Genomic DNA, 21,686 nt, shown 5'->3' with positions numbered 1-21,686 from the left:
TATAGTCCATGTCTATAAATATGATAAGATGCAACCATAAAGATTTAGATTTGCTACAGGTAATCAGTATTGAAACATTCAATGATACTTTTAAAGAGCAAAATTCTACTGAAAATATGAAAGCTTACTTAGAGAAAGCTTTTAATACGAAGCAATTGGAAAACGAGCTATCTAATGTCTCCTCAGCGTTTTATTTCATTTATTCAGATGATAAACTTGCTGGATATCTTAAGATAAATATAAATGAAGCTCAATCTGAGAAAATGACCGACGAGTCCCTAGAGATAGAAAGGATTTATATAAGGAATGATTTCCAAAAACAAGGATTAGGAAAATATCTTATAAACGAGGCCATAAAGATTGCATCATTACAAAATAAAAAAATAATCTGGCTAGGTGTTTGGGAAAAAAATCTGAAAGCAATAGAATTCTATAAAAAAAGCGGGTTCGTTCAAACTGGTTTTCATTCTTTTCATATGGGTGATGAAGAACAGATAGACTTGATTTTTAAGAGAACAATATAGTTTCAGTGCTAATGCTCATGTTTGCAAATTGCTTTCTTTTTAGACAAAAAAATAGCAAGGGCGGCAACTGCCAGAACCCTTGCTATCTCTGTATTTATTAGCGCGCTCGGAGGGATTCGAACCCCCGGCAGACGTGGTACCGGAAACCACCGCTCTATCCGACTGAGCTACGAGCGCATACGTATTTAATGTGACAACGATTATTATATCGTTAATCGCTTTTTCACGCAAGTCTTTTCATAGAAAAAGACCCGCCTGAGCGGGTCCTGTTTTATTACTTCGGATACACATACTGCGGTGCTGGCTGCAGTTCCTGCGGGCCGCCGTGTGCTTTTGGTTTAGATTCGTATTTGAATTCGCCGCCATCAGGAGCTTGTCCTGCTGCCCAGCTTCCCTCTTTGGAATCTTCGCCTTCTGAGAAGTTCAGCAGGCTGTGAGAGAAACCATCTGCTTCGAGCTCTTTCGGGAAGGAACCCGGTACGATAATGCCGTTTTTCTCTTCCAATTCACGTGCAGCAGCAATCCATTGGTTTTGGTGCATTGTGTCGCGTGCTAGCAAAAAGGATAGCATATCGCGGACACCTTTATCTTCTGTCATTTCGTATAGGCGCGCTACTTGCAGGCGTCCTTGCGATTCCGCATTAATATTGGAACGCATATCTGCGAGCAAGTTGCCGCTTGCTGTAATGTAACCTGCATTCCACAGTACACCGTTACTGTCTGCTGGACGAGGTCCCAAACCGGAAACGATGGCATGCTGCGGGTTCATACCGCCTAAAATTGCATTGATTACAGGATCCTTTGCTGCTTCTTCTTGTTCATTCACTGGTGCTCCATCCAGAAGACGGGCAATCATCGTTGCAATCATTTCGACGTGGCCGATTTCTTCAGCCGCTGTATCCATAATTAAATCTTTATATTTTTCTTCGCCGCGCGTACTCCAGCCTTGGAATAAGTATTGCATGGCTACCGTTATCTCACCATACTGTCCGCCAAGGATTTCTTGAATTTTTTTTGCAAATAGTGCATCTGGTTTATCTGGTTTTGCTGGATATTGCAGTACTTTCTGATGGCTAAACATATTATTCCTCCTATTGTAATGGTTGGTATGGTACTTGCTTTCCACTTAGCAAAATATTCTAAACCAACATTTTTACATGTAACCATAATGAAATATATACACTCGGCAGGAGAATTCCGGTTAAAAGTCAAACTTACAAAAGACAGTGCACCAACCGTTTACACGCTCTGAAACTGGGGAAGGATGGAATAGTCGAAAGAAAGTAGCTTTATCGTTTGACCTTTATTGACCTTTTAGGTAAGATAAGGTTAGTCATTACTTAGAATAATGAGCTCATATCCAAAGGAGGATCTATCATGAATCTAATCCCTACAGTTATTGAACAAACAAACCGAGGCGAGCGTGCTTACGACATCTACTCTCGTTTACTGAAAGACCGAATCATCATGCTAGGCAGCGCGATTGACGATAATGTTGCCAACAGCATCGTTTCCCAGCTGTTATTCTTAGCAGCAGAAGATCCGGAAAAAGATATTTCCCTATACATCAACTCACCAGGCGGATCCATCACTGCTGGTATGGCTATCTATGATACAATGCAGTTCATCCAGCCAAAAGTATCCACTATCTGCATTGGCATGGCTGCATCTATGGGTGCATTCCTATTAACTGCTGGTGAAAAAGGCATGCGTTATGCACTTCCTAACAGTGAAGTAATGATTCACCAGCCATTAGGTGGTACACAAGGTCAAGCTAGTGATATCGAAATCCATGCTCGCCGTATCATCGAAATGAGAAAGAAATTGAACGAAATCATGGCAGAGCGCAGCGGCCAGCCGCTTGAAGTAATTGAGCGCGATACAGACCGCGACAACTTCCTTACTGCTGAACAAGCTGTAAACTATGGCTTGATTGATAAAGTAATGGAAAAGAAACCTTCATAAAAACATAAAAATAGCCCTCCAGCTGTATAAGCTGGAGGGCTATTTATTTATCTCTCATGAATCACGAGTGTATCCGCGAATAAATCGTGTACGCCTTGTTTCTTTGGTGTAAAAGCTACTACGATATAAACGATAAACATCCAGAAAATGAAACGATGTATGAAGCGCCCGACACCTTCCCGGATAAATGTATCCAGCCAAGACAGCGGTTTACCGTCTTTACGGATGACACGCAGACCTAAGATCATCTTGCCCAATGTCTGTCCTCGCCATTTTGTCATCAATATGAAATAGGCGTAAAATACAATCCCGCTTAGAAATGCACTCAAACTCCAGAACCAAAGCGTTGCTTCCTGGAAGGATTCAATCATCGTGAAAGGCTTAACGAGAAAGCCTGTCAAACCAAATACGACAAGAAGATCTGCCAAGTATGCCCAGAAACGCATCCAGAAGCCTGCATAGCGTCGATGTTCTGCTGGTGCATCTTGCACTGTCGCACCGTGAACGCGATGCTCCTCTTCTTCTCTGTCCTCATATGTCCATTCCTGTTCCTCGATTTGGCTGACGGTTGAATCAAGAGGCGTTTGTTCATCTGGATGCACGTTTTTATCTTTATCCATACATAACGCCTCCTATTCTGCGTAAAGATACATAGCTTCAGGTGAATTCGATTTGCCCATCAGTTCCTTGATGCCGAGCAAATCTGTATCAGATACAAACAGCCCTTCAGCAGCTGTAGCCCAGAAAGATCCCATACCGAAGCCATCCCCTGTATATTCGAATACTTCCGCATCCTTAAGTCCTTGTTCTTCTTTCATCATCGCAATCGTGTCTTCTAAATCTCCTAAATCATCTACTAAGCCATTATCCAAAGCCTGCTTACCAGAATAAATTCGTCCATCGCCCAATTCGCGTACTTTGTCTTTCGCTATTCCGCGTCCATCGACAATGACCTGTACGAAATCAGCATACATATCATCGATGATTGATTGAAGTATAGCTCTTTCCTCATCAGTCATATCTCTTGTTGCAGACATAATATCTTTATGCTCTGCACTTTTGATTACTTCTTGTTTAATACCAATTTTATCTGCAAGCTCTGCATAGTTTACCGTCGACATAATAACCCCAATAGAACCAGTTATGGTTGCCGGGTGCGCTACAATCTTATTAGCGCTTGCCGATAAATAATAGCCGCCAGACGCAGCTGTGTTGGCCATGCTGATATATACTGGCTTGCCGTATTCTTCTTGAATTTCAACGACTTTGTCATGAATCTCAGCACTTTCAACGACGCCGCCGCCTGGGCTGTTCACTTCAATGATGACACCGCCAACTGTATCATCCTGCCCTGCCGCTTCCAATCTTTCCAGAAACGTATTGTGATTGTATGTAGCACTGCCTAATATAGATGACGATTCTTCTCCTGTATCTTGGATGGTACCTTCGACATGCAGTACCGCAATCCGGTTCATCGGATTTCCATCTTCCATTATTTCTTCACTCATTAAGGAGGTTCCGGCTGCAGAATTAAATGCTTCTGTAAAATTGCTATTGATTATTGAGAACAAAGTTTGGAATCCTATAGAAACAATAACCAGCAGTCCTGCAATCAGAATTGCCCACCAACGTTTTGCGTTCAAATTATAATCTCCCTTCTATCCTGTTAAAAATGTTACACTACAAGCCTACACTAGGATAGCACCTATTACCACAATTTAGCAAAAAAAGCCCTGAATTATTCAGGACTTTTTCTGCTAAAATCAGCTGGCTGCTGAAGGAGCTGTGATGAAGGCGGTAAGTTCTTTCATAGCTTGCGCTTCATCTGCTCCGTCGATTTTCAAGGTAATCAATTCATCCTGGGCAATTGCCAGGCTCATTAATCCCATGATGCTCTTCGCATTGACCGACTTGTTCTCTTTTTCTAAATAAACTGAAGCGTGAAAACGATTGGCTTGCTGCACAAAGCTCGCTGCAGGTCTGGCCTGCAAGCCAGTATCCAGGGTGACGCGTAACGTTTTTTGAATCACATGTGGATCCTCCCATCTTTCAAGTAAGCGCTACCAAATACAATGAAAAAGAAAACACCCATTAGAGTGTCTTCTAAGTATACCACAAGCTATATATGCTTCATACCTGCTTATGCTTTTTTAACAGATGTCCCATTTCGCAGTCTGTCAGCGAACTCATCAATCTTACGCAAGCGGTGGTTGATACCTGATTTACTAATCTTTCCTGTCGAAACAAGCTCTCCAAGCTCTTTTAACGATACATCTTGATGCTGTACCCGAAGTTCAGCTATTTCCTGCAGTTTGTCAGGCAGCGCTTCAATCCCTACCGTATTTTTGATTAAGTTTATATTCTCCACCTGACGGAAAGCAGCGCCAATCGTCTTATTTAAGTTGGCTGTTTCACAGTTTACAAGCCGATTAACCGAGTTGCGCATGTCACGGACAATTCGCACGTCCTCAAACTTAAACAATGCGCTATGGGCACCAACAATATTAAGAAATTCCGTAATCTTCTCTGCTTCCTTTAAGTACGTAATATAACCTTTACGGCGCTCGGTACAGCGTGCATGCAGGTCGAAACTGTTCATCAGCTCACAGAGTGCATCACTATGATCGCTATGTGTATGGAATATCTCTAAATGATACGAAGATGTTTCCGGATTATTAACCGAGCCACCAGCTAGGAAGGCTCCGCGTAAATAGGCTCTGCGCTTCTCCGCTGTTTCGGTAAACGTGGAACTGATGGTGCGGATAAAGGTAAAATGATTTTCCAGAATCTCCAAGCTGCGCAGCAAACTCTCTACTTCTTTCGTCAATCTGACAATATACACATTGTTTTTCTTCAGTTTCATTTTCTTCCGCACGAGCAGCTCAATCGGATGCTGATAAATTGATTTTAACAGCGTATAAATACGCCTGGCAATTGCCGCATTCTCAGTCTGGATATCCAGTGTGTATTCCTGTCTCGAAAAGGATACAGATCCATTCATCCGAATCAGAGCAGCGAGCTCACTTCGCACATCCGTCATCTCGATCGGTATGTTCGTCAATTCTTTTTTTATTTCTGATGCAAAGCTCATGATGTTCCCCCCTTCTCAGCGCCTAATCGCTATTACAGTATGTCGTAAAGCAGTTTTGCTATTTTATGTGTATCATGGCGCAGTTTGCGCTGATGGTGATCAATGATGTCGGCTTCGATTACTTCAAGGCCTAAAGCTTTCAACCGCTCAATATCATAAACCACAGGAGCTGCGTGCTCCTCTGCGTAATTCTTTCGGATGTCTTGTTCGATTCGGCTATTATTCACAACAATTGCCGAAACGATGTCCGCGCCAATGTGATTATGAATTGCTTCGATATGATCTCCTGCTGTATAATTTGTCGTCTCGCCGAATTGTGTCATCACATTGCATACATAGACAACTTTGCCACGTGCTTCTCGCAGCGCATGCTCAATCTCCGGTACAATCAAATTGGGCATCACACTCGTATAGAGACTTCCTGGACTAATGACGATTAAATCAGCCTGTCTGATTGCTTCAATTGCACCTGGTAAAGGTGTCACAGGCAGCGGACTGACAAACACACGTTTAATTTGTTTATTTGCAAGCGGAATATTCGACTCACCTGTCACAATCTCCCCATCTTCCATTTCTGCATGGAGCACAACATTCTGATTGGCGATAGGATAGATATTTCCTTTCACTTTCAGCACCCGTGAAATCTCTTTAATACCGTTATAAAAGTCGCCAGAAATGGATGTCATCGCAGCAAGCAGTAAATTTCCCATGGAGTGCCCCGATAAGCCAGTTTGGCCAGTGAAGCGATGCTGAAATAAATCAATCAGCATTGGCTCCGCTTCCGCCAATGCTGCAATCACATTTCGGATATCTCCTGGTGCCGGCATGGCCAGTTCGTTTCGCAGTTTTCCGGAACTGCCGCCATCATCCGCTACTGTTACAATCGCTGAAAGTTCCACTGGCAGCTCTTTTAACCCTCGCAGCAAAACAGGCATTCCTGTTCCGCCGCCGATTGCGACCATTTTTTTCACCATCAGTGGCTCTTCCTTTCTACATCGCGATGTGTCACATGTGTCGCGTACGAATTACTGTATCGTTTTGCCAGATATTCTGCAATCGCGACGGAACGATGCTGACCGCCCGTGCATCCAATCGCAATGATAAGCTGGCTTTTTCCTTCCTTGCGGTATTGCGGCAGCATGAAGGTTAGCATATCCTCCAGCTTCTGCAGGAATGTATGGGTATCTGACCATTTGAATACGTAAGAAGAAACCGGCTCATCCAAGCCTGTTTGCGGTCTTAGATTCTCAACATAGAAAGGGTTTGGGAGAAAACGAACATCAAACACAAGGTCTGCATCAATTGGTATGCCGTATTTGAAACCAAAGCTCAGCATTTGAACAGTGAAGTCTTCATAATCAGCATCTTTGAAACGCTTCATGATTTTTTCCCGAAGCTTTTTAGGTTTCAATTCAGATGTGTCTACAATGTACTGCGCACGGCCTCGCATTTGATCAAGCAGCGCACGTTCCTGCTGAATCCCTTCAAGCGGAAGCCCTTCTGGTGCAAGCGGATGGGTTCTGCGTGTTTCTTTATATCTAGTCACGAGTACTTCATCTTTTGCATCTAAGAACAATACTTGCGGTTCCAGCCAATGCTCTTGCGATAGCTTGTCCAGTGCCTCGAACAACGAATCAAAAAATTCTCTGCCTCGCAAGTCCATTACGAGGGCCACTTTTTTAATATCATTTGAAGCGTCCCGCATCAGATCAAGAAAAGTCGGCAGCAGTGCCGGCGGGAGATTATCAACACAATAATAGCCCAAGTCCTCGAAGCTTTGGACTGCAACAGTCTTTCCTGCTCCGGACATACCAGTGATGATAACGAGCTTGGTTTCGTTCACTTGTTTCTCCATACGTATCCCCCTACTTTATTCTGAAGTCTTCGGATCCAGCTTTGCTTGCAGCAGCTCGCGATCCTCTGTGTAGACAAATGTACCGTACAAGGGCTCATCTGTTTTGAACACATGCGCAAAGATGTCCCGATCTCCCTCGGCCATTGGCAGGTCTTTTATCTTATCTATATCAATCCATTCCAGCTTGCCTTCCTGGCTCTCTTCAAGGAGTTCACCAGTATATTGATCAGCGAAGAAAGTGAACATCATCCACTCATGGACAACCTTCTCGCCATCTTTTATTAGAAAAGTAAATGTACCCCGAAGTTCCGGTTCATGGACAGATAATCCTGTTTCTTCGCGGAACTCACGAACTGCGGTTTCCTTAACAGATTCTCCTAATTCCATCTTTCCGCCTGGAGCTGAGTACCAGCCCTTACTTGGCTTTTTCAATAAGAGAACTTTGTCATCAACTGCTAAAATACAGTTTGCAACACGTTGCATGCTTCCACCTCTTTCTCTGTGTAAGTGGAGATGTCGATTCATTTTACACATCACTATATAGTATACTATTTCTGTTTGGGTTCAAACAGTATAATGTTTCCTCAAACTCTGCCAAAATTAGCCGATTATCTCCAATAAGCAAAAAAAAATGCATAGGTGCAAGGCACCTATGCCAATAACTAATTTATCTATTAAAAGGGGGTCAATTAGTTAAAGCCATTATAGCAAATGAATGTGTCGCCCGTGTTACAGCAGCATTAAGAATCATTTACAACATAGCCTGGCCTGCCTCTTAACCGATAGCGTTTAATTCTTCTTTCAGACTTTCCACATATGCTTGTGCAGCTTGAGCAGCAATACTGCCATCTCCTGTTGCTGTCACGATTTGTCGAAGTTCTTTGTCTCGGATATCACCTGCAGCGAAAATACCTGGTACATTTGTTTCCATGCGGTCATTTGTGTGAATATAACCAAGGTCATTCGTAATACCAAGCGATGCGAATGGCTCACTCAATGGCACCATACCGATATAAATGAACACACCATCAGCAGATTTTTCGTATTTCTCTCCTGTTACGTGGTTCAGCAATGTCACACTGCCTACTTTGTTGTTTTCACCATTGATTTCCTCAACCGTTGTATCCCAAATAAAATCAACTTTTTCGTTTGCAATTGCACGCTGCTGCAAAATAGGCTGTGCACGCAATTTATCGCGACGGTGTACAATTGTCACTTTGTCAGCAAAGCGAGTTAAATAAACCCCTTCTTCAACAGCGGAATCGCCGCCTCCGACAACAATCAGTTCGCGGTTTTTAAAGAAAGCACCATCACAAACAGCGCAATAAGAAACGCCGCGTCCGCTCAATTCATCTTCGCCAGGCACGCCGAGTTTCTTCCATTTCGCCCCTGTTGTAATAATAATTGCGCGTGTTTTGTACTCTTTGTTTCCAGCAATAATTGTTTTATATTCTTTGCCGTCTTTTACTTCCTTGATGTCGCCATAAGCATATTCCGCACCGAATTTTTTTGCATGCTCGAACATTTTATTGGAAAGATCAGGACCAAGAATAGAGTCATAGCCAGGATAGTTCTCTACATCTTCTGTATTTGCCATCTGACCTCCTGGAATTCCTCTTTCTATCATCAACGTATCAAGATTCGCACGAGATGCGTAAACAGCTGCTGTCATACCAGCTGGACCTGCTCCTGCAATGATTACGTCATAAATTCTTTCTTCAGTCATGAAAATGAACCCCTTTCGTCGTACTCAATCGTAGTATCTACGCATAAGCATATAAGATTCTATACGCTGCGTCCATCTATCTGCTTATACCTTAAGAAAGCCAATAAAAATCATCTTTTGACAGGTGTTTGAACCGGCGGCTTCCTTCTTTCCACAGCTTTTCCGCATAAGATCCGTTACCTGCTTTTTGGGCAGCCAAACTGAACCACTTATAATAGGAAGCATGTCCCTTCACGCGTCTTTTATCCAAATGAAGAAAGCGTTCAACTGCTTCTTCATAAAAGCCAGTTATAGAAAACGCACACGCAATGCGCAAGTGCTGTTCTTCATGAATCGGAAAAATATTTCGAAGCAAACGGAGATGTTCATCCCGTTGGTCCAAGTTACCTATTTCATGATAGAAAACAGCCAGATTCACATGTGTGTATACAGAAACATGCTCTGTCAGCAGAAGTTCTTCTTCCATTCGCACAGCTTGCTTTTTGTCGCCAGAAAAAAATAGCGCTTTGGCATATTCGTGTTTTGCCAGCATATGTTCTGGAAACAAGCTCATCATTTCCTCCAGAATCGGCAGGGCGAGCTGCCACTCTTCCCGCTCCAGATGATAAAATGCCGACTCTTGGAACATGATTAGCTCATCTTCTTCTTCTGTCGTCCACAGCTCGTCATCTTCCTCTTCTTCTTCTACATAGGAAAGCAGCTCTTGGGCCTGCTCATGAAAGTCTCCTTTTGGTTCCATCTTTAAATAAAGATTAGCGAACTTCTCAGCATCGTTCATATAACCAAGCTTAGAATAATTGTATGCAAGCATATAAAAGCATTCCGGGTAATTATCGTCATGTTCTTTAATAATGTCATCTAAAATATAAATTGCTTTATGGAAAGAACCGAGTTCCGTAAAAATAACCGACTTCTGCAAGTGATAAATCACTTCCGCCGGCTCCATTTCAATCGCTTTATTAAGCCATTTCATAGCTTTTTCCAGCTTACCGTTCTGATAGGCTTCGATGCCTTTTGTATAATAGAAATCTCCTTCTGGAATGAAGGGGATAATATTTGTCGATCGTGCCTGCTGCTCTGCTGGTTCCAGCGTTTGCATGTGTTTCCTCCTACTGCGTTAGATATCCCAAGAAGTATACCATATTTCCGTACTTGGTCCTACACTTGAGGATAAAAAAGACTGCCTTCCCTTATTGGGAAAGCAGTCTTCGAGCTGATGTGCCTTACACGGTTTGCAAGTCGTCTTCTTTCACTGGTACAACTGCTTCTTTGATTAATACATCCAATTCACGAGTGTATTCTTCTTTTTGTTCAGCAGAGTAGCCCAATGTGTTAGCCAAGTAATCGATAACAGCATCTTTGTGCGTACGAACATAGTTGATATCGAAGTATAGCGCGCCAGTACGGCGTATAAAGAAGTCTACAGGTTTGAATGTGAGCTCTTCTTCAATTGCATAACGTAATTGCGCGAATACAAGCGGATCAATGTTAGCTGCTTTTGCTTCATCTTTCAATGTTTCAAAGCGTACGAAGATTTTATCAACGTTCGCACCATAACGGCTTACTACTTTCAATGCATCTTCAGCAGATAGACCGATTGCTTTTCCTTCATCCACTTTGCGCTCTCTGAAGCGTTCAAATCCTTTGGAACCACCGACTTCACCGCCGGAAATCGGAAGGTTTTTCGTATCTGCTTTAGAATACAGAATCCCTTCTTCTTTCTTGAACTGATCCGCTACAAGATTTACTGCTTCGATAGCCATTTTACGGTAACCTGTCAATTTACCGCCTGCCATGGAAATCAAACCGCTGTCAGAAACGAAGATCTCGTCTTTACGAGAGATTTCACCAGGTTTTTTGCCTTCTTCCTGTACAAGCGGACGAAGACCTGCCCAGCTGGATTCAACATCGTCTTTAGTAATCTCTACAGTTGGGAACATGTAGTTAATAGAATCGATGATATAATCACGATCTTCCACTGTCATAACAGGATGCTTGATATCACCTTTGTACGTTGTATCTGTTGTACCTACATACGTTTTGCCTTCACGCGGAATTGCGAACACCATGCGGCCATCTGGTGTATCGAAGTAAATAGCCTGACGCAATGGGAAGCGCTCGTTATCAAATACCAAGTGCACACCCTTAGTCAGATGCAATGTTTTACCTTTTTTAGAGCCGTCTTTTTCACGAATTGTATCTACCCAAGGACCGCCTGCATTGATTACTTTTTTCGCAAAGATGCGGTGCTTATCGCCTGTAATTAAGTCTTCTGCTACAACGCCAGTCACTTTGCCGCCAGCATCATAGATGAACTCTGTAACTTTCGTATAGTTAATCGCGTTAACGCCTTTTTCAACTGCTTTTTTTAATACTTCCAATGTCAGACGCGCATCATCCGTTTTGTATTCTACATAACGGCCGCCCCCAAGAAGGTCTTCAGATTTAACCAAAGGTTCTCTTGAAAGTACTTCATCACGAGACAGCATCGTACGACGCTCTGCTTTTTTAACACCTGCAAGATAGTCATAGACACGCAAGCCAATGTTTGTTGTGAACGGACCGAAGTTACCGCCTTTGTGGAATGGAAGCAGCATCCATTCTGGTGTTGTTACGTGAGGACCGTTTTCATATACAATTTCACGTTCTTTCCCAACTTCTGCTACCATTTTCACTTCGAACTGCTTTAAGTAACGCAATCCGCCGTGTACTAATTTTGTAGAACGGGAAGATGTACCTGCCGCAAAATCTTGCATCTCAACAAGACCGACATTCATTCCGCGCATTTTTGCATCTAAGGAAATACCAGAACCAGTGATTCCGCCACCAATAACAAGTACATCCAAAGGTTTATCTGTTAAGTTTGCATAGATTTCGTTACGTTTTTTACTAGAAAATACAGTCATGCATGAACACTCCTTTTTAGATTCAGCGCTCCCTTATATTTCTATACCCCAATAATGTAGAAGTCATGTATAGAAAGCAGAAAGAGACCGCAAATAATCCATACAATGTATAGATATTCACGGTCTCTCCAATGTCTCGGGCCGAATCATTAACTTGTAAAATCAGTATACCACGTTCGGCCGGACTTGAAAAGTTATATTACTTGAAACTACGTGTCGCTTCCACAGCTTTTTTCCAGCCTGCGTAGAGCTGATCTTTTTCTTCTTTGGAGCGGTTGGGTTTGAACGTGCGATCTATCTGCCATTTGTTGGCGATATCTTCGCGGCTCTCCCAGTAGCCGACAGCTAAACCAGCCAGGTAGGCAGCACCTAATGCTGTTGTTTCCTGAATGACTGGACGCTCTACATCGACATCAAGCATATCACTTTGGAATTGCATGAGGAAGTCGTTTTTCACGACGCCGCCATCAACGCGAAGCTGCTTCACGTCAATACCGGAATCCTCAATCATAGCATCCACAACATCTTTCGATTGGAATGCCAAGGATTCTAGCGTTGCACGCGTGATATGTGCATCCGTAGTACCACGTGTGATACCAAACATTGCACCACGTGCATCACTATCCCAATACGGTGTACCAAGACCTACGAACGCCGGTACCACATAAACACCGCCATTATCGGTAACACTAGTTGCAAGGCGCTCACTTTCAGGAGAAGATTCAATAATCTTCAGGCCGTCACGAAGCCATTGAATAGCAGATCCTGCAACAAAGATACTTCCTTCAAGCGCATATTCTACTTTTCCATCAAGTCCCCAAGCAATTGTCGTTAACAAACCGTGATCCGATTTAACAGCTTCCTCACCTGTATGCATAAGAACGAAACAGCCTGTTCCGTACGTATTTTTCACCATACCTGGCTCATAGCAAGCTTGACCGAACAACGCTGCATGCTGGTCACCAGCAATACCTGCGATTGGCACTTCTTCACCAAAGAAATGATAATCGATTGTGTTTGCGTACACTTCAGAAGAAGCTTTTACTTCTGGAAGCATTGATTTCGGAACACCAAGGATATCAAGAAGCTCATCATCCCACTTCAATTCATGAATGTTGTACATTAATGTACGAGCTGCATTGGAGTAGTCCGTAACATGTGTTTTACCGCCGGAAAGCTTGTGCACGAGCCATGTATCGATTGTACCGAATAACAAATCGCCATTTTCTGCTTTTTCACGAGCACCTTCGACATTATCTAAAATCCATTTTACTTTAGTACCGGAGAAGTAAGCGTCCAGCAGAAGACCTGTTTTCTCACGGAATAAGTCATTGTGGCCTTGTTCTCTCAGTTCATTAACGATATCAGCTGTTTGACGGGACTGCCATACAATCGCTTTATAGATTGGACGTCCAGTATGTTTATCCCAAACAACAGTTGTTTCACGCTGGTTCGTAATCCCAATAGCGGATACTTGTTTAGCGTCAATGTCTGCTTTGCGAAGTACTTCTGCCATACAAGCAGAAATGGATGTCCAGATTTCGTTTGCATCGTGCTCTACCCAGCCAGAATGCGGGAAGAACTGTTCGAATTCTTTCTGCGCTGTTTCGACAATATCACCATTGTGATTGAAGAGAATTGCGCGCGAGCTTGTTGTACCTTGGTCAAGCGCCATAATAAATTTTTCCATTATTTAATCCCCCTTGTTTTTGCTCCACTATTATTTGCAGCTGCTTCCGCATTTGCTTTCACAAGTTCCCCTCGGACAGCAACAATAACGATAACTACCATGACAGCAGACATGATCCAGAAACCTATTTGCATATCGTTCTTGAAGAATGCGAGATAGAAGAATGCACCGTATGCACCGCCTAGCAACGGACCTACTACTGGAACCCATGCATACTTCCAGTTCGATGAGCCTTTGCCTGGAATCGGCAGCAAAGCATGTGCAATACGCGGGCCTAAGTCACGAGCTGGGTTGATGGCATATCCAGTCGGACCGCCAAGCGCCATCCCGATAACAACAACGAGTAAACCAACCAGCATTGGATTGAATCCTTCTGCTAAAGAGTTGCCTCCAATGAATAGGATACCAAGCATTAGGGCAAAAGTGCCAATGATTTCTGTCAGCATATTTGAAACCGGACTGTCGATTGCCGGATCTGTAGAAAAGACGGAAAGCTTTGCCATCGGGTCAGACGTTTTCGCCCAATGCGGCAAGTACACTAAGAATACGAGTATTGCTCCTAGGAATGCTCCAAGCATCTCACCAGCGAGGTAAGTCGGAACTTGCCCCCATGTAATATCTCCATTGATTGCCAAACCGAGTGTCACAGCCGGATTTAAATGAGCTCCGGAAAAACCGCCAACTGCATATGCACCCATTGCTACTGCAAGACCCCACGCAATTGTGATGGTAATCCAGCCTGTTCCTTCTCCCTTTGACTTGCTCAGATTACTTACCGCTACTACCCCTCCGCCGAAGAGTATTAGTACCATTGTACCGATTGTTTCGGCTGCGAAGATACTCATTGTATTGTCCCCTTTGTTGATATTTTTTGGAGAGCGCTTTCATAAAGCTTCCAAATTAACGGCATCCCTGTGTATTCTTAGAAAATAACTGCATGCAATCTAAATATATTGTTAGGAAGCGCTGTCTTTTTGGATATGAAAAATCCATTACCAATATAACATAGACAGCCTATGGCTTTCTAATAAAAAGGTAATGGATTCTCCGCATCTCCGATCATTGATATTAACTTATAGGTAGACTTTACACCTAATTGAAAGCGTTGTCAACAACTTACCACAAACTTTTTTTCGAGGTGGAGACTGCCGTTGCACCCGCTTCCAATGCTGCTTCGATGTGTTCTGAGCTGCGAATCAGACCTCCAGCTATAACTGGAATGCGTGTATTCTCGGCTACTTCTTTTATCATATGAGGAATTAACCCCGGCAGCACTTCGATATAATCAGGCTGTGTCTTCTTAATGAGTGAAAGATTATGATTAAGTGCATGCCCATCAATCAAAAATAAACGCTGCACTGCGGTTATCTTATATTTTTTAGCTGCATTGATTACATTCGTACGCGTTGAAATCACGCCATCCGGTTTTAAACGCTGACAGACAAAATCCATTCCGGCATCATCTGTTTTCAGCCCTTGAATTAAATCCACATGCAAAAATACTTTCTTTCCCGCTTTCTTTGCATATTTGATCTGGGAAGGAAGCTGTGCAATTCTTGTTTCGAGCAAGACCATCATCTTCATATCTTCTCGCTGCAGCAATTCATCAAAATCTCGTTCATTCCGTGCAGCAGGCAAAATCCGCTGTCCTAAATCCATGTTATTCCTCCTTATAAAACAAGCAGACACACTAAGTTGTCTGCTTGTTCTTGCGTTGTTCTGCTGTATAAATAATTTGCATCGGATTGCCGCCGACCATCGCACCAGGCGGCACATCCCGGTTTACAAGTGTTGCAGCCGATACGACTGCTCCATCTCCAATCGTAACTCCCGGAAGAATCGTCGAATTTGCACCGATCATAACATTGTCTCCAATAACGACATCGCCGAGCCGGTATTCTGCCGTCAAGTATTCATGTGCAAGAATCGTTGTATTATAACCGATAATGGTATTTCTGCCGATTGTGATGCGCTCCGGATAAAGAAAATCCGGAACGACCATGACAGCCAAAGCTGAATTCTTCCCAATCTTCATCTTGAGCATGGACCGGTACAGCCGATTCTTTACACCGAGAAAAGGGGTGTAACGCCCAATCTGGATTACGACGAAGTTTTTGACTACTTTCCAAAAAGAAATCGTCTTGTATAGCTGCCAAAGGGAATTTGGTCCTTTAACGGGATAACTTTCCGTTTTCCGCATCTGCTTCTTCCTTTACAATCTCCAGTAGGTCACGCATATCCTCCAGCATATAATCTGGTTTGTATGCTGCCAGCGTTTGTTTGCCTTTAATTGACCAAGCTACTCCCGCGGCCTTCGCACCAGCATTTTTACCAGATTCGATATCATGGTAATTGTCACCAACCATAATTGCTTCCTCCGGTGTGCTGCCAAGTGCCTCCAGCGCCTTTAAAACCGGTTCAGGATGTGGTTTGGGCTGACTGATATCATCATACCCGATAACGACATCAAATAGTCCACCCAGTCCGCACACACTGATACCGCGTTCCGCCGTCTCCCGGATTTTTGTTGTGACAATCCCCAGCTTAAAGCCTGCCTGTTTTAACTGCTGTAATGTTTCCGTTACATAAGGATAAGCTTTCACATAATTGTCGTGATGTTCCAAATTATGTTTCCGGTAAGCTGCAATCATCTCATCCGCGCGTGCCGGATCGATATTCTGAAAAACATCCTTGAGCGGCGGTCCGATAAACGGAAGCAATTCCTCCTGCTCATATTTCCGCCCTGTAAAATGCTCCAAGGTTGCTGTATAAGAAGCTAGAATAAGTGTATTGGACTCAATTAACGTTCCATCCAAATCAAATAATAATGTCGTAATGGGCATGAAGAGACCGCCTTTCTACTTTTTGTCTTTGTAACGAGGCGTATTCGCCCCCGGGCGACGCCGGATAATACAAATAATTACGGCTAGTACAATACCGATAATCGAAATAACCTGTGCCGCACGTAATCCCTCTGCTACTAGACTATCTGTACGCATTCCTTCTATGAAGAAGCGTCCGAAGCTGTACCAAGCGAGGTAGAACAAGAACATTTCCCCGCGCTTCAGATTTACTCTGCGTAAGAGCAGCAAGATGACGAACCCAAGAATATTCCATAATGATTCATAAAGGAAAGTTGGATGATACAGAACCCCATCAATACACATTTGATTGTTAATAAAATCTGGCAGATATTGAATGAAGTTTTGGTAAGCTTCTTGTGAAACAGGACCACCGTGCGCTTCTTGGTTCATAAAGTTACCCCAGCGTCCAATTCCTTGTGCAAGAATCAAACTTGGCGCCGCGATATCTGCAAGCTTCCAGAAAGAAATTTTCTTCACACGGCAGAAAATAAGGGCTGTAATAACAGAACCAATTAAAGCACCATGGATGGCGATACCGCCCTCCCATATTGCAAACACTTTCCAAAATGGACCATTGGCGTAATTTTCCCATTCAAAGGCAACATAGTATATTCGTGCACTAATAATGGCAATTGGAATAGCGAAAACTAGAAAATCAACAAATGTATCTTTATGTAATCCTAATCTTTTGGATTCGCGGATTGCCAGCCACAGTCCTAAGGCAGCTCCTAAAGCTATAATGACGCCGTACCAATAGATTGTAATGGAACCGAGCTGCAAAAACACCCGGTCCAATGCTTGTCCTTCACATATTTCCATTTGTAGAGTCGCCTCCAACATCTTGTCCGTTCTCAATCATTTTCGTGAGCCGCTGTGAAAATTCCTCTGCTGCGTTTACACCCATCCGTTTCAAACGGTAGTTCATGGCAGCAACTTCAATGATGACGGCTAAGTTACGTCCAGGCCGAACAGGAACGGTCATCTTCGGCACATCCACATCCATGATTTTCATCGTTTCTTCATCCAGACCAACTCTGTCATATTGTTTAGATTGATCCCATGTCTCCAAGTTCATGACAATGGAAATTTTCTTATGGCTGCGCACCGCTCCAGCACCAAACAAAGTCATCACGTTAATAATACCTAAACCGCGAATCTCCAGTAAGTGCTCAATCAAAGTAGGTGAATTACCAATCAGCGTATCATAATCTTCCTGACGAATTTCCACGCTATCATCAGCTACCAGACGGTGCCCACGCTTCACGAGCTCCAATGCTGTTTCACTCTTTCCAACGCCGCTTTGCCCAGTTATGAGAATACCAATCCCATAGATATCAACCAATACCCCATGCACTGCTGTAAATGGTGCAAACTTCGCTTCGAGGAAATTGGTAATTCGGCTGATTACTCTTGTCGTCTTATGTGGAGAGCGCAAAATCGGAACACCTGCAGCTTGTGCTGCTTCCATCATTTCTGTTGGCACCTCTTGTCCCCTCGTAATGATTAGAGCTGGTGTTTCCTCTGCACATAGTTTCAGAAAACGGTCTTTCTTTTGTTCTGTTGTCAGTTCCTCCAGAAATGAGAGCTCTGTTTTCCCGAACAGCTGCAGTCGATCTTTTGGATAATATTTGAAATAACCTGTTAATTCTATACCAGGACGGGAAATATCACTCATGAAGATTTCTCGCTGAACGCCTGCTTCTCCCGTCAACAATTCCAGATTGAAACGATCTAATAAATCCTGAATGACTACTTTTGTCATACGAACCCTCCATCCTAACAATTCTTGTTTATTCTAGCATATTTCCTCAAACGATAGATACCGAGGCATAAAAAAAGCCTTGCAGCTTCATGCTGCAAGGCCTCTCAATCTGTGATGCGGTCACGAATGAGCCAGTTGAGTATAAGATTCAGCAGCGCAAGGATAATGGCTGCAATGATTGCCGTCCCGAAGCCATCTATGACAAAATCTTCTCCAATCAGCCCCTGTGTAATCATTAATGTAATGGCATTAATGACAAACAGAAACAAACCGAAAGTGACAGCTGTTAGCGGGAGCGTCAGGACAACAAGTACAGGACGGACAATAAGATTTAATAGTGATAAAATAAAACTTGCCAGAATAGCAGTCCAGTAGCCATCCAAATAGAATGCATCAAACAGATGGGCTACAATAATAAGTGATACGCCATTCAGCAGAAGTGTCAAAATCCATTTAAGCATAAACTTCCTCCTCTTACGGCAGCACCCAGACAGACCCCGTTTTCGTGTTCGCTTCCAAATGCAATTTTTCATGCGCAGCAGGATACGTCTCAAATTTTAGTGCCTTCTTGACGACTTCCTTTGCTTCTTCAATCACAATATATTCATCCAAATCACAATGCAGCGAGCCGATATTCGTAGTTATCCGCCCATTCAGCGGAATAGCCGCTAATGATTTTAAGCGAATACTGCCGTTGGTCGCCTTAAAGAACGCACTGTCCGGATCTTGGTTATGCCATTCGCAATGTATGCTTCCATTGAAAGTCTGTGCATCCAGCTTGCGGAAGCTGCCTTCTAGACGAAGCGAGCCATTAACAGATTCACAAAGCAAATCCTTTGCGAACACTTGCTTCAGCTTAATACTGCCATTAGATGTCTCGGCACTCACAATCGAGCCGCCTCCCCCTTGCAAATCAATGTTTCCATTCGTCGTTTTGCAATACATCGTCACGCTGCTGACAGAATCCGTACGAATCGTGCCATTGAATGTTTTCATAATACATTCATCATACACAGCTTCTGGCACGTATAAGGTGATGTCCGGCTTGATTCGTTTATCCTGAAGGGAAAACTGCAGCTTACCGTCTGATACAGCAAAATAAGCCTTGTCGATGAACCGCTTCCGAGCAGCTTGTTCATCTTCCTCTGAAAAGACCTTTGCCTTTGTTTCCAGTCTAGCCAACGGTTCATTCCAACTTTTAATCGTTAAAGAACCGTTATAAATTTTAAGTTCCACTTTCCTGAATAGCTCATCTGTCTGAAAAATATGATCTACTGTATAATGATCACCAAAGTTCAAATCCAAATCAGCATTCTTTATTTTAGTGAATGCTTGCTGCACGTATTGCAGCACCTTAGGCCCGACTGGCTTTCGCTTAGCAGTCTTGGCGGTACGCTGCGACTCAGATTCTTTCCCAGCTGATATTAACTCCTGCACGACTGGCTCTTGCTTCTGTTCTTTCTTTTCCTCCAGAACAGCACCAAAGGCACGTTCATCCAGTGCGGCAAGCTGCAATTCTGCTTCCTCTGCAGTCAGATTTCCTTCTTCCAGCTGCTTCAGGATACGCTTTCTCTCTGTTCTCATACACAGCCTCCTTTTCACATATACGGATTATATGCTTTTGAAGTTCCAAGTATAGAAAGTCTCTTCTTTAAAATGCTCCATCGCGATTGCTTCCATGTTTTCTTCGGTTAGCTGTTCACCAGTAACGTTTCCAAGCACACCTTGTGCCTGGGATGCATGGCAAAGAATCGCCTTCACTTTTGTTTTGACAAACGGGCGAATGTCTTGCACTATGTCAGGTTTCCCAAGGATCTCTTGGTAGCCGCGCATGAATGCTTGCGCCCAAACAGTCGGCCGAATGCTTTCATCCATCTTAGAAACTGCATCAATCGCTGCTGCGCCAAGTGCATTATGATCTGGGTGTACAGCATATTCTGGATAATGCGTAATGACTAATGACGGTTGAATCTCATCAAGAAAACCTTTTAAATTTTCACTTACTTTTGAAAGGTCCTCAAATTCTAGTACCTTATCGCGGTAACCAAGCATTTTCAATTCCACATCCATAACTTTGCAAGCATCCTGCAATTCCTTTTTGCGGATTTCCGGCAGAGATTCGCGTGTTGCAAATGTCGGGTTCCCCATATTACGGCCCATTTCGCCTAGTGTACCGCACAGATATGTAACCGGCACACCTTCTTCTCTGAACTTGGCAATCGTACCAGCTGCTCCGAAAGCTTCGTCGTCCGGATGCGGAAAGATGACTACTACGTGTTTTTCCATGATTATTGCTCCTCCTTAGAACGCTGTCTCGCTTATTTCCAATGCAACCATCAAACGACCTTCTCGATCATGACCCGCCATCAGCAAACGATTTTTATCGTCCATTTCCCAGGCATTGAGTCCTTCTGCATATACCCAGCCGTTTTCTGTTTTCAGACCAACACGGTATGCAGTGCCTGCACCTTTAATCTTGCCGTGTTCATACGTCACTTGTGCATTGCGGATAAATGCTCCTACATTGTACGCTTTTTCATTTACATGATTAGCATATGCACCATTTGTCGTTTCAAGATGTATAAACACTTTTTTACCAGCAAATTCATCTATATGTTGTTGCACTTCATTTATATCAATTGGCTTCAACTTAAGTCGCTCCTTCCAAGCTATATCTAAACAAATATTTTACTACAAATTCAAATGGAATGCTCCTAATGTTGTTTAAGGGTGAAATTATAACCAAAAGAGAGCTGACTTGACTTGTCCAGGTTAGGAAACTCATACAGTTCTCGTCACGACTTATAAACATTAACTAAAATATAAGTCTTCAATTTTCTTCTTGTTTATTTCTTTTGTTAGATCCACAAAATACGCGCTTTGCCACTGCTGTGTTTTAGATGCATTTTTATTTAGGTCTGCTTCCCACTCGGGATACACTCTTATCGCCATCTTTCCTTTATTGTGTTCATCTCTTAAAACACCCTTTTTATATAGAATTGCTTTTGGGAAGATAAATTGACCTTTAAGATGACAATCCATAATAGTGACGACGACCTTTTCTGGACTTTCTTTATAGCAAAATGGCTGATTCTGGTTATTAGCGTTTTTCTCCCAAAAAACCACAAAATATCCTTTCTTGTCTGGCGTTAATTTAGCCCGCCGACTTCGAAATGCCAAGTGTCCGATAGAGAAGGTTGCCCCTTCATATTCCTCGTTCTGCGTTTCATAATGTATGTTATGTAACTGAACCTCTCCATAATCAGCTAATAATTTATCTATCAGTCTTATCGAGTGAAACAC

General features: G+C 43.1%; 25 protein-coding genes and 1 tRNA gene. 2 read left to right on the top strand and 24 right to left on the bottom strand.

Features of this window, described 5'->3' with window-relative positions; genetic code table 11:
- Positions 1 to 8: 8 nt before the first annotated feature.
- The gene (gene paiA, locus CRO17_RS04480) at positions 9 to 524 is read left to right on the top strand and encodes a spermidine/spermine N(1)-acetyltransferase (protein ID WP_097039658.1); all 516 of its coding nucleotides are present in this window, start codon (positions 9 to 11) and stop codon (positions 522 to 524) included.
- 101 nt (positions 525 to 625) lie between these two features.
- Here the strand turns inward: paiA and CRO17_RS04475 are convergent.
- Positions 626 to 701 (bottom strand) — tRNA-Arg (locus CRO17_RS04475).
- 97 nt (positions 702 to 798) lie between these two features.
- The gene (locus CRO17_RS04470) at positions 799 to 1,605 is read right to left on the bottom strand and encodes a manganese catalase (protein WP_097039656.1); all 807 of its coding nucleotides are present in this window, start codon (positions 1,603 to 1,605) and stop codon (positions 799 to 801) included.
- Between the two features lie 296 nt (positions 1,606 to 1,901).
- On the opposite strand from CRO17_RS04470, the gene clpP reads away from it, so the two are divergent.
- Positions 1,902 to 2,489, top strand: coding sequence for an ATP-dependent Clp endopeptidase proteolytic subunit ClpP (gene clpP / locus CRO17_RS04465; protein ID WP_097039654.1), 588 nt, complete (start codon positions 1,902 to 1,904; stop codon positions 2,487 to 2,489).
- 47 nt (positions 2,490 to 2,536) lie between these two features.
- Here the strand turns inward: clpP and CRO17_RS04460 are convergent, their stop codons facing one another.
- The 22 genes from CRO17_RS04460 to CRO17_RS04355 all read right to left on the bottom strand — a co-directional run bounded on the left by CRO17_RS04460 (position 2,537) and on the right by CRO17_RS04355 (position 21,686).
- Positions 2,537 to 3,109, bottom strand: a complete 573-nt coding sequence (locus CRO17_RS04460; RefSeq protein WP_097039652.1) for an RDD family protein — start codon at positions 3,107 to 3,109, stop codon at positions 2,537 to 2,539.
- Between the two features lie 12 nt (positions 3,110 to 3,121).
- Complete coding sequence (gene sppA / locus CRO17_RS04455) at positions 3,122 to 4,132, bottom strand: signal peptide peptidase SppA (RefSeq protein WP_097039649.1); 1,011 nt, start codon at positions 4,130 to 4,132, stop codon at positions 3,122 to 3,124.
- A gap of 120 nt (positions 4,133 to 4,252) precedes the next feature.
- Positions 4,253 to 4,519 carry an HPr family phosphocarrier protein gene (locus CRO17_RS04450; protein ID WP_097039647.1) on the bottom strand — a complete coding sequence of 89 codons (267 nt, stop codon included), beginning with the start codon at positions 4,517 to 4,519 and terminating at the stop codon, positions 4,253 to 4,255.
- 110 nt (positions 4,520 to 4,629) lie between these two features.
- Positions 4,630 to 5,580, bottom strand: coding sequence for a DNA-binding protein WhiA (whiA, locus tag CRO17_RS04445; RefSeq protein ID WP_097039645.1), 951 nt, complete (start codon positions 5,578 to 5,580; stop codon positions 4,630 to 4,632).
- A gap of 32 nt (positions 5,581 to 5,612) precedes the next feature.
- Positions 5,613 to 6,554 (bottom strand): gluconeogenesis factor YvcK family protein, encoded by a 942-nt coding sequence (locus CRO17_RS04440; RefSeq protein ID WP_097039643.1) that lies wholly within the window; start codon positions 6,552 to 6,554, stop codon positions 5,613 to 5,615.
- Positions 6,554 to 7,435, bottom strand: a complete 882-nt coding sequence (gene rapZ, locus CRO17_RS04435) for an RNase adapter RapZ (protein WP_097039641.1) — start codon at positions 7,433 to 7,435, stop codon at positions 6,554 to 6,556. Before rapZ ends, CRO17_RS04440 begins: the two co-directional genes overlap by 1 nt.
- Before the next feature lie 15 nt (positions 7,436 to 7,450).
- On the bottom strand, positions 7,451 to 7,918 hold the full coding sequence (locus tag CRO17_RS04430; RefSeq protein WP_097039639.1) for an NUDIX hydrolase: 468 nt from the start codon (positions 7,916 to 7,918) through the stop codon (positions 7,451 to 7,453).
- Between the two features lie 292 nt (positions 7,919 to 8,210).
- The gene (gene trxB / locus CRO17_RS04425; RefSeq protein ID WP_097039637.1) at positions 8,211 to 9,161 is read right to left on the bottom strand and encodes a thioredoxin-disulfide reductase; all 951 of its coding nucleotides are present in this window, start codon (positions 9,159 to 9,161) and stop codon (positions 8,211 to 8,213) included.
- 91 nt (positions 9,162 to 9,252) lie between these two features.
- Positions 9,253 to 10,260 (bottom strand): tetratricopeptide repeat protein, encoded by a 1,008-nt coding sequence (locus tag CRO17_RS04420; protein WP_097039635.1) that lies wholly within the window; start codon positions 10,258 to 10,260, stop codon positions 9,253 to 9,255.
- 124 nt (positions 10,261 to 10,384) lie between these two features.
- Positions 10,385 to 12,067 (bottom strand): glycerol-3-phosphate dehydrogenase/oxidase, encoded by a 1,683-nt coding sequence (locus CRO17_RS04415; protein ID WP_097039633.1) that lies wholly within the window; start codon positions 12,065 to 12,067, stop codon positions 10,385 to 10,387.
- A 199-nt stretch (positions 12,068 to 12,266) separates the two neighbouring features.
- On the bottom strand, positions 12,267 to 13,757 hold the full coding sequence (gene glpK / locus CRO17_RS04410; protein WP_245864597.1) for a glycerol kinase GlpK: 1,491 nt from the start codon (positions 13,755 to 13,757) through the stop codon (positions 12,267 to 12,269).
- Complete coding sequence (locus CRO17_RS04405; protein WP_097039628.1) at positions 13,757 to 14,602, bottom strand: MIP/aquaporin family protein; 846 nt, start codon at positions 14,600 to 14,602, stop codon at positions 13,757 to 13,759. Before CRO17_RS04405 ends, glpK begins: the two co-directional genes overlap by 1 nt.
- Positions 14,603 to 14,873: 271 nt before the next feature.
- Positions 14,874 to 15,416, bottom strand: a complete 543-nt coding sequence (locus CRO17_RS04400; protein WP_097039626.1) for a glycerol-3-phosphate responsive antiterminator — start codon at positions 15,414 to 15,416, stop codon at positions 14,874 to 14,876.
- 31 nt (positions 15,417 to 15,447) lie between these two features.
- Entirely contained in the window at positions 15,448 to 15,957 is a 510-nt protein-coding gene (locus CRO17_RS04395) for an acyltransferase (protein ID WP_097039624.1), read from the bottom strand.
- On the bottom strand, positions 15,929 to 16,600 hold the full coding sequence (gene ppaX, locus CRO17_RS04390; RefSeq protein WP_097039622.1) for a pyrophosphatase PpaX: 672 nt from the start codon (positions 16,598 to 16,600) through the stop codon (positions 15,929 to 15,931). Before ppaX ends, CRO17_RS04395 begins: the two co-directional genes overlap by 29 nt.
- 15 nt (positions 16,601 to 16,615) lie before the next feature.
- Positions 16,616 to 17,440 (bottom strand): prolipoprotein diacylglyceryl transferase, encoded by an 825-nt coding sequence (gene lgt, locus CRO17_RS04385; RefSeq protein ID WP_097039620.1) that lies wholly within the window; start codon positions 17,438 to 17,440, stop codon positions 16,616 to 16,618.
- Positions 17,427 to 18,383, bottom strand: a complete 957-nt coding sequence (gene hprK / locus CRO17_RS04380; protein WP_097039618.1) for an HPr(Ser) kinase/phosphatase — start codon at positions 18,381 to 18,383, stop codon at positions 17,427 to 17,429. The genes lgt and hprK overlap by 14 nt, the downstream gene beginning before the upstream one ends.
- Before the next feature lie 104 nt (positions 18,384 to 18,487).
- The gene (locus CRO17_RS04375) at positions 18,488 to 18,844 is read right to left on the bottom strand and encodes a phage holin family protein (protein ID WP_097039616.1); all 357 of its coding nucleotides are present in this window, start codon (positions 18,842 to 18,844) and stop codon (positions 18,488 to 18,490) included.
- Positions 18,845 to 18,857: 13 nt separating this feature from the next.
- Positions 18,858 to 19,967 (bottom strand): DUF4097 family beta strand repeat-containing protein, encoded by a 1,110-nt coding sequence (locus CRO17_RS04370; RefSeq protein ID WP_097039614.1) that lies wholly within the window; start codon positions 19,965 to 19,967, stop codon positions 18,858 to 18,860.
- 27 nt (positions 19,968 to 19,994) lie between these two features.
- Complete coding sequence (gene bshB2, locus CRO17_RS04365) at positions 19,995 to 20,669, bottom strand: bacillithiol biosynthesis deacetylase BshB2 (RefSeq protein WP_097039613.1); 675 nt, start codon at positions 20,667 to 20,669, stop codon at positions 19,995 to 19,997.
- A gap of 15 nt (positions 20,670 to 20,684) precedes the next feature.
- Complete coding sequence (locus CRO17_RS04360) at positions 20,685 to 21,032, bottom strand: YojF family protein (protein ID WP_097039611.1); 348 nt, start codon at positions 21,030 to 21,032, stop codon at positions 20,685 to 20,687.
- 162 nt (positions 21,033 to 21,194) lie between these two features.
- Entirely contained in the window at positions 21,195 to 21,686 is a 492-nt protein-coding gene (locus CRO17_RS04355; protein ID WP_097039609.1) for a MepB family protein, read from the bottom strand.

The sequence above is a fragment of the Terribacillus aidingensis genome (genome assembly GCF_900215625.1).
GTDB lineage: Bacteria > Bacillota > Bacilli > Bacillales > Amphibacillaceae > Terribacillus > Terribacillus aidingensis.
The sequence above is the reverse complement of the archived record's forward strand: the minus strand, read 5'-3'. Positions and strand labels throughout refer to the sequence as shown.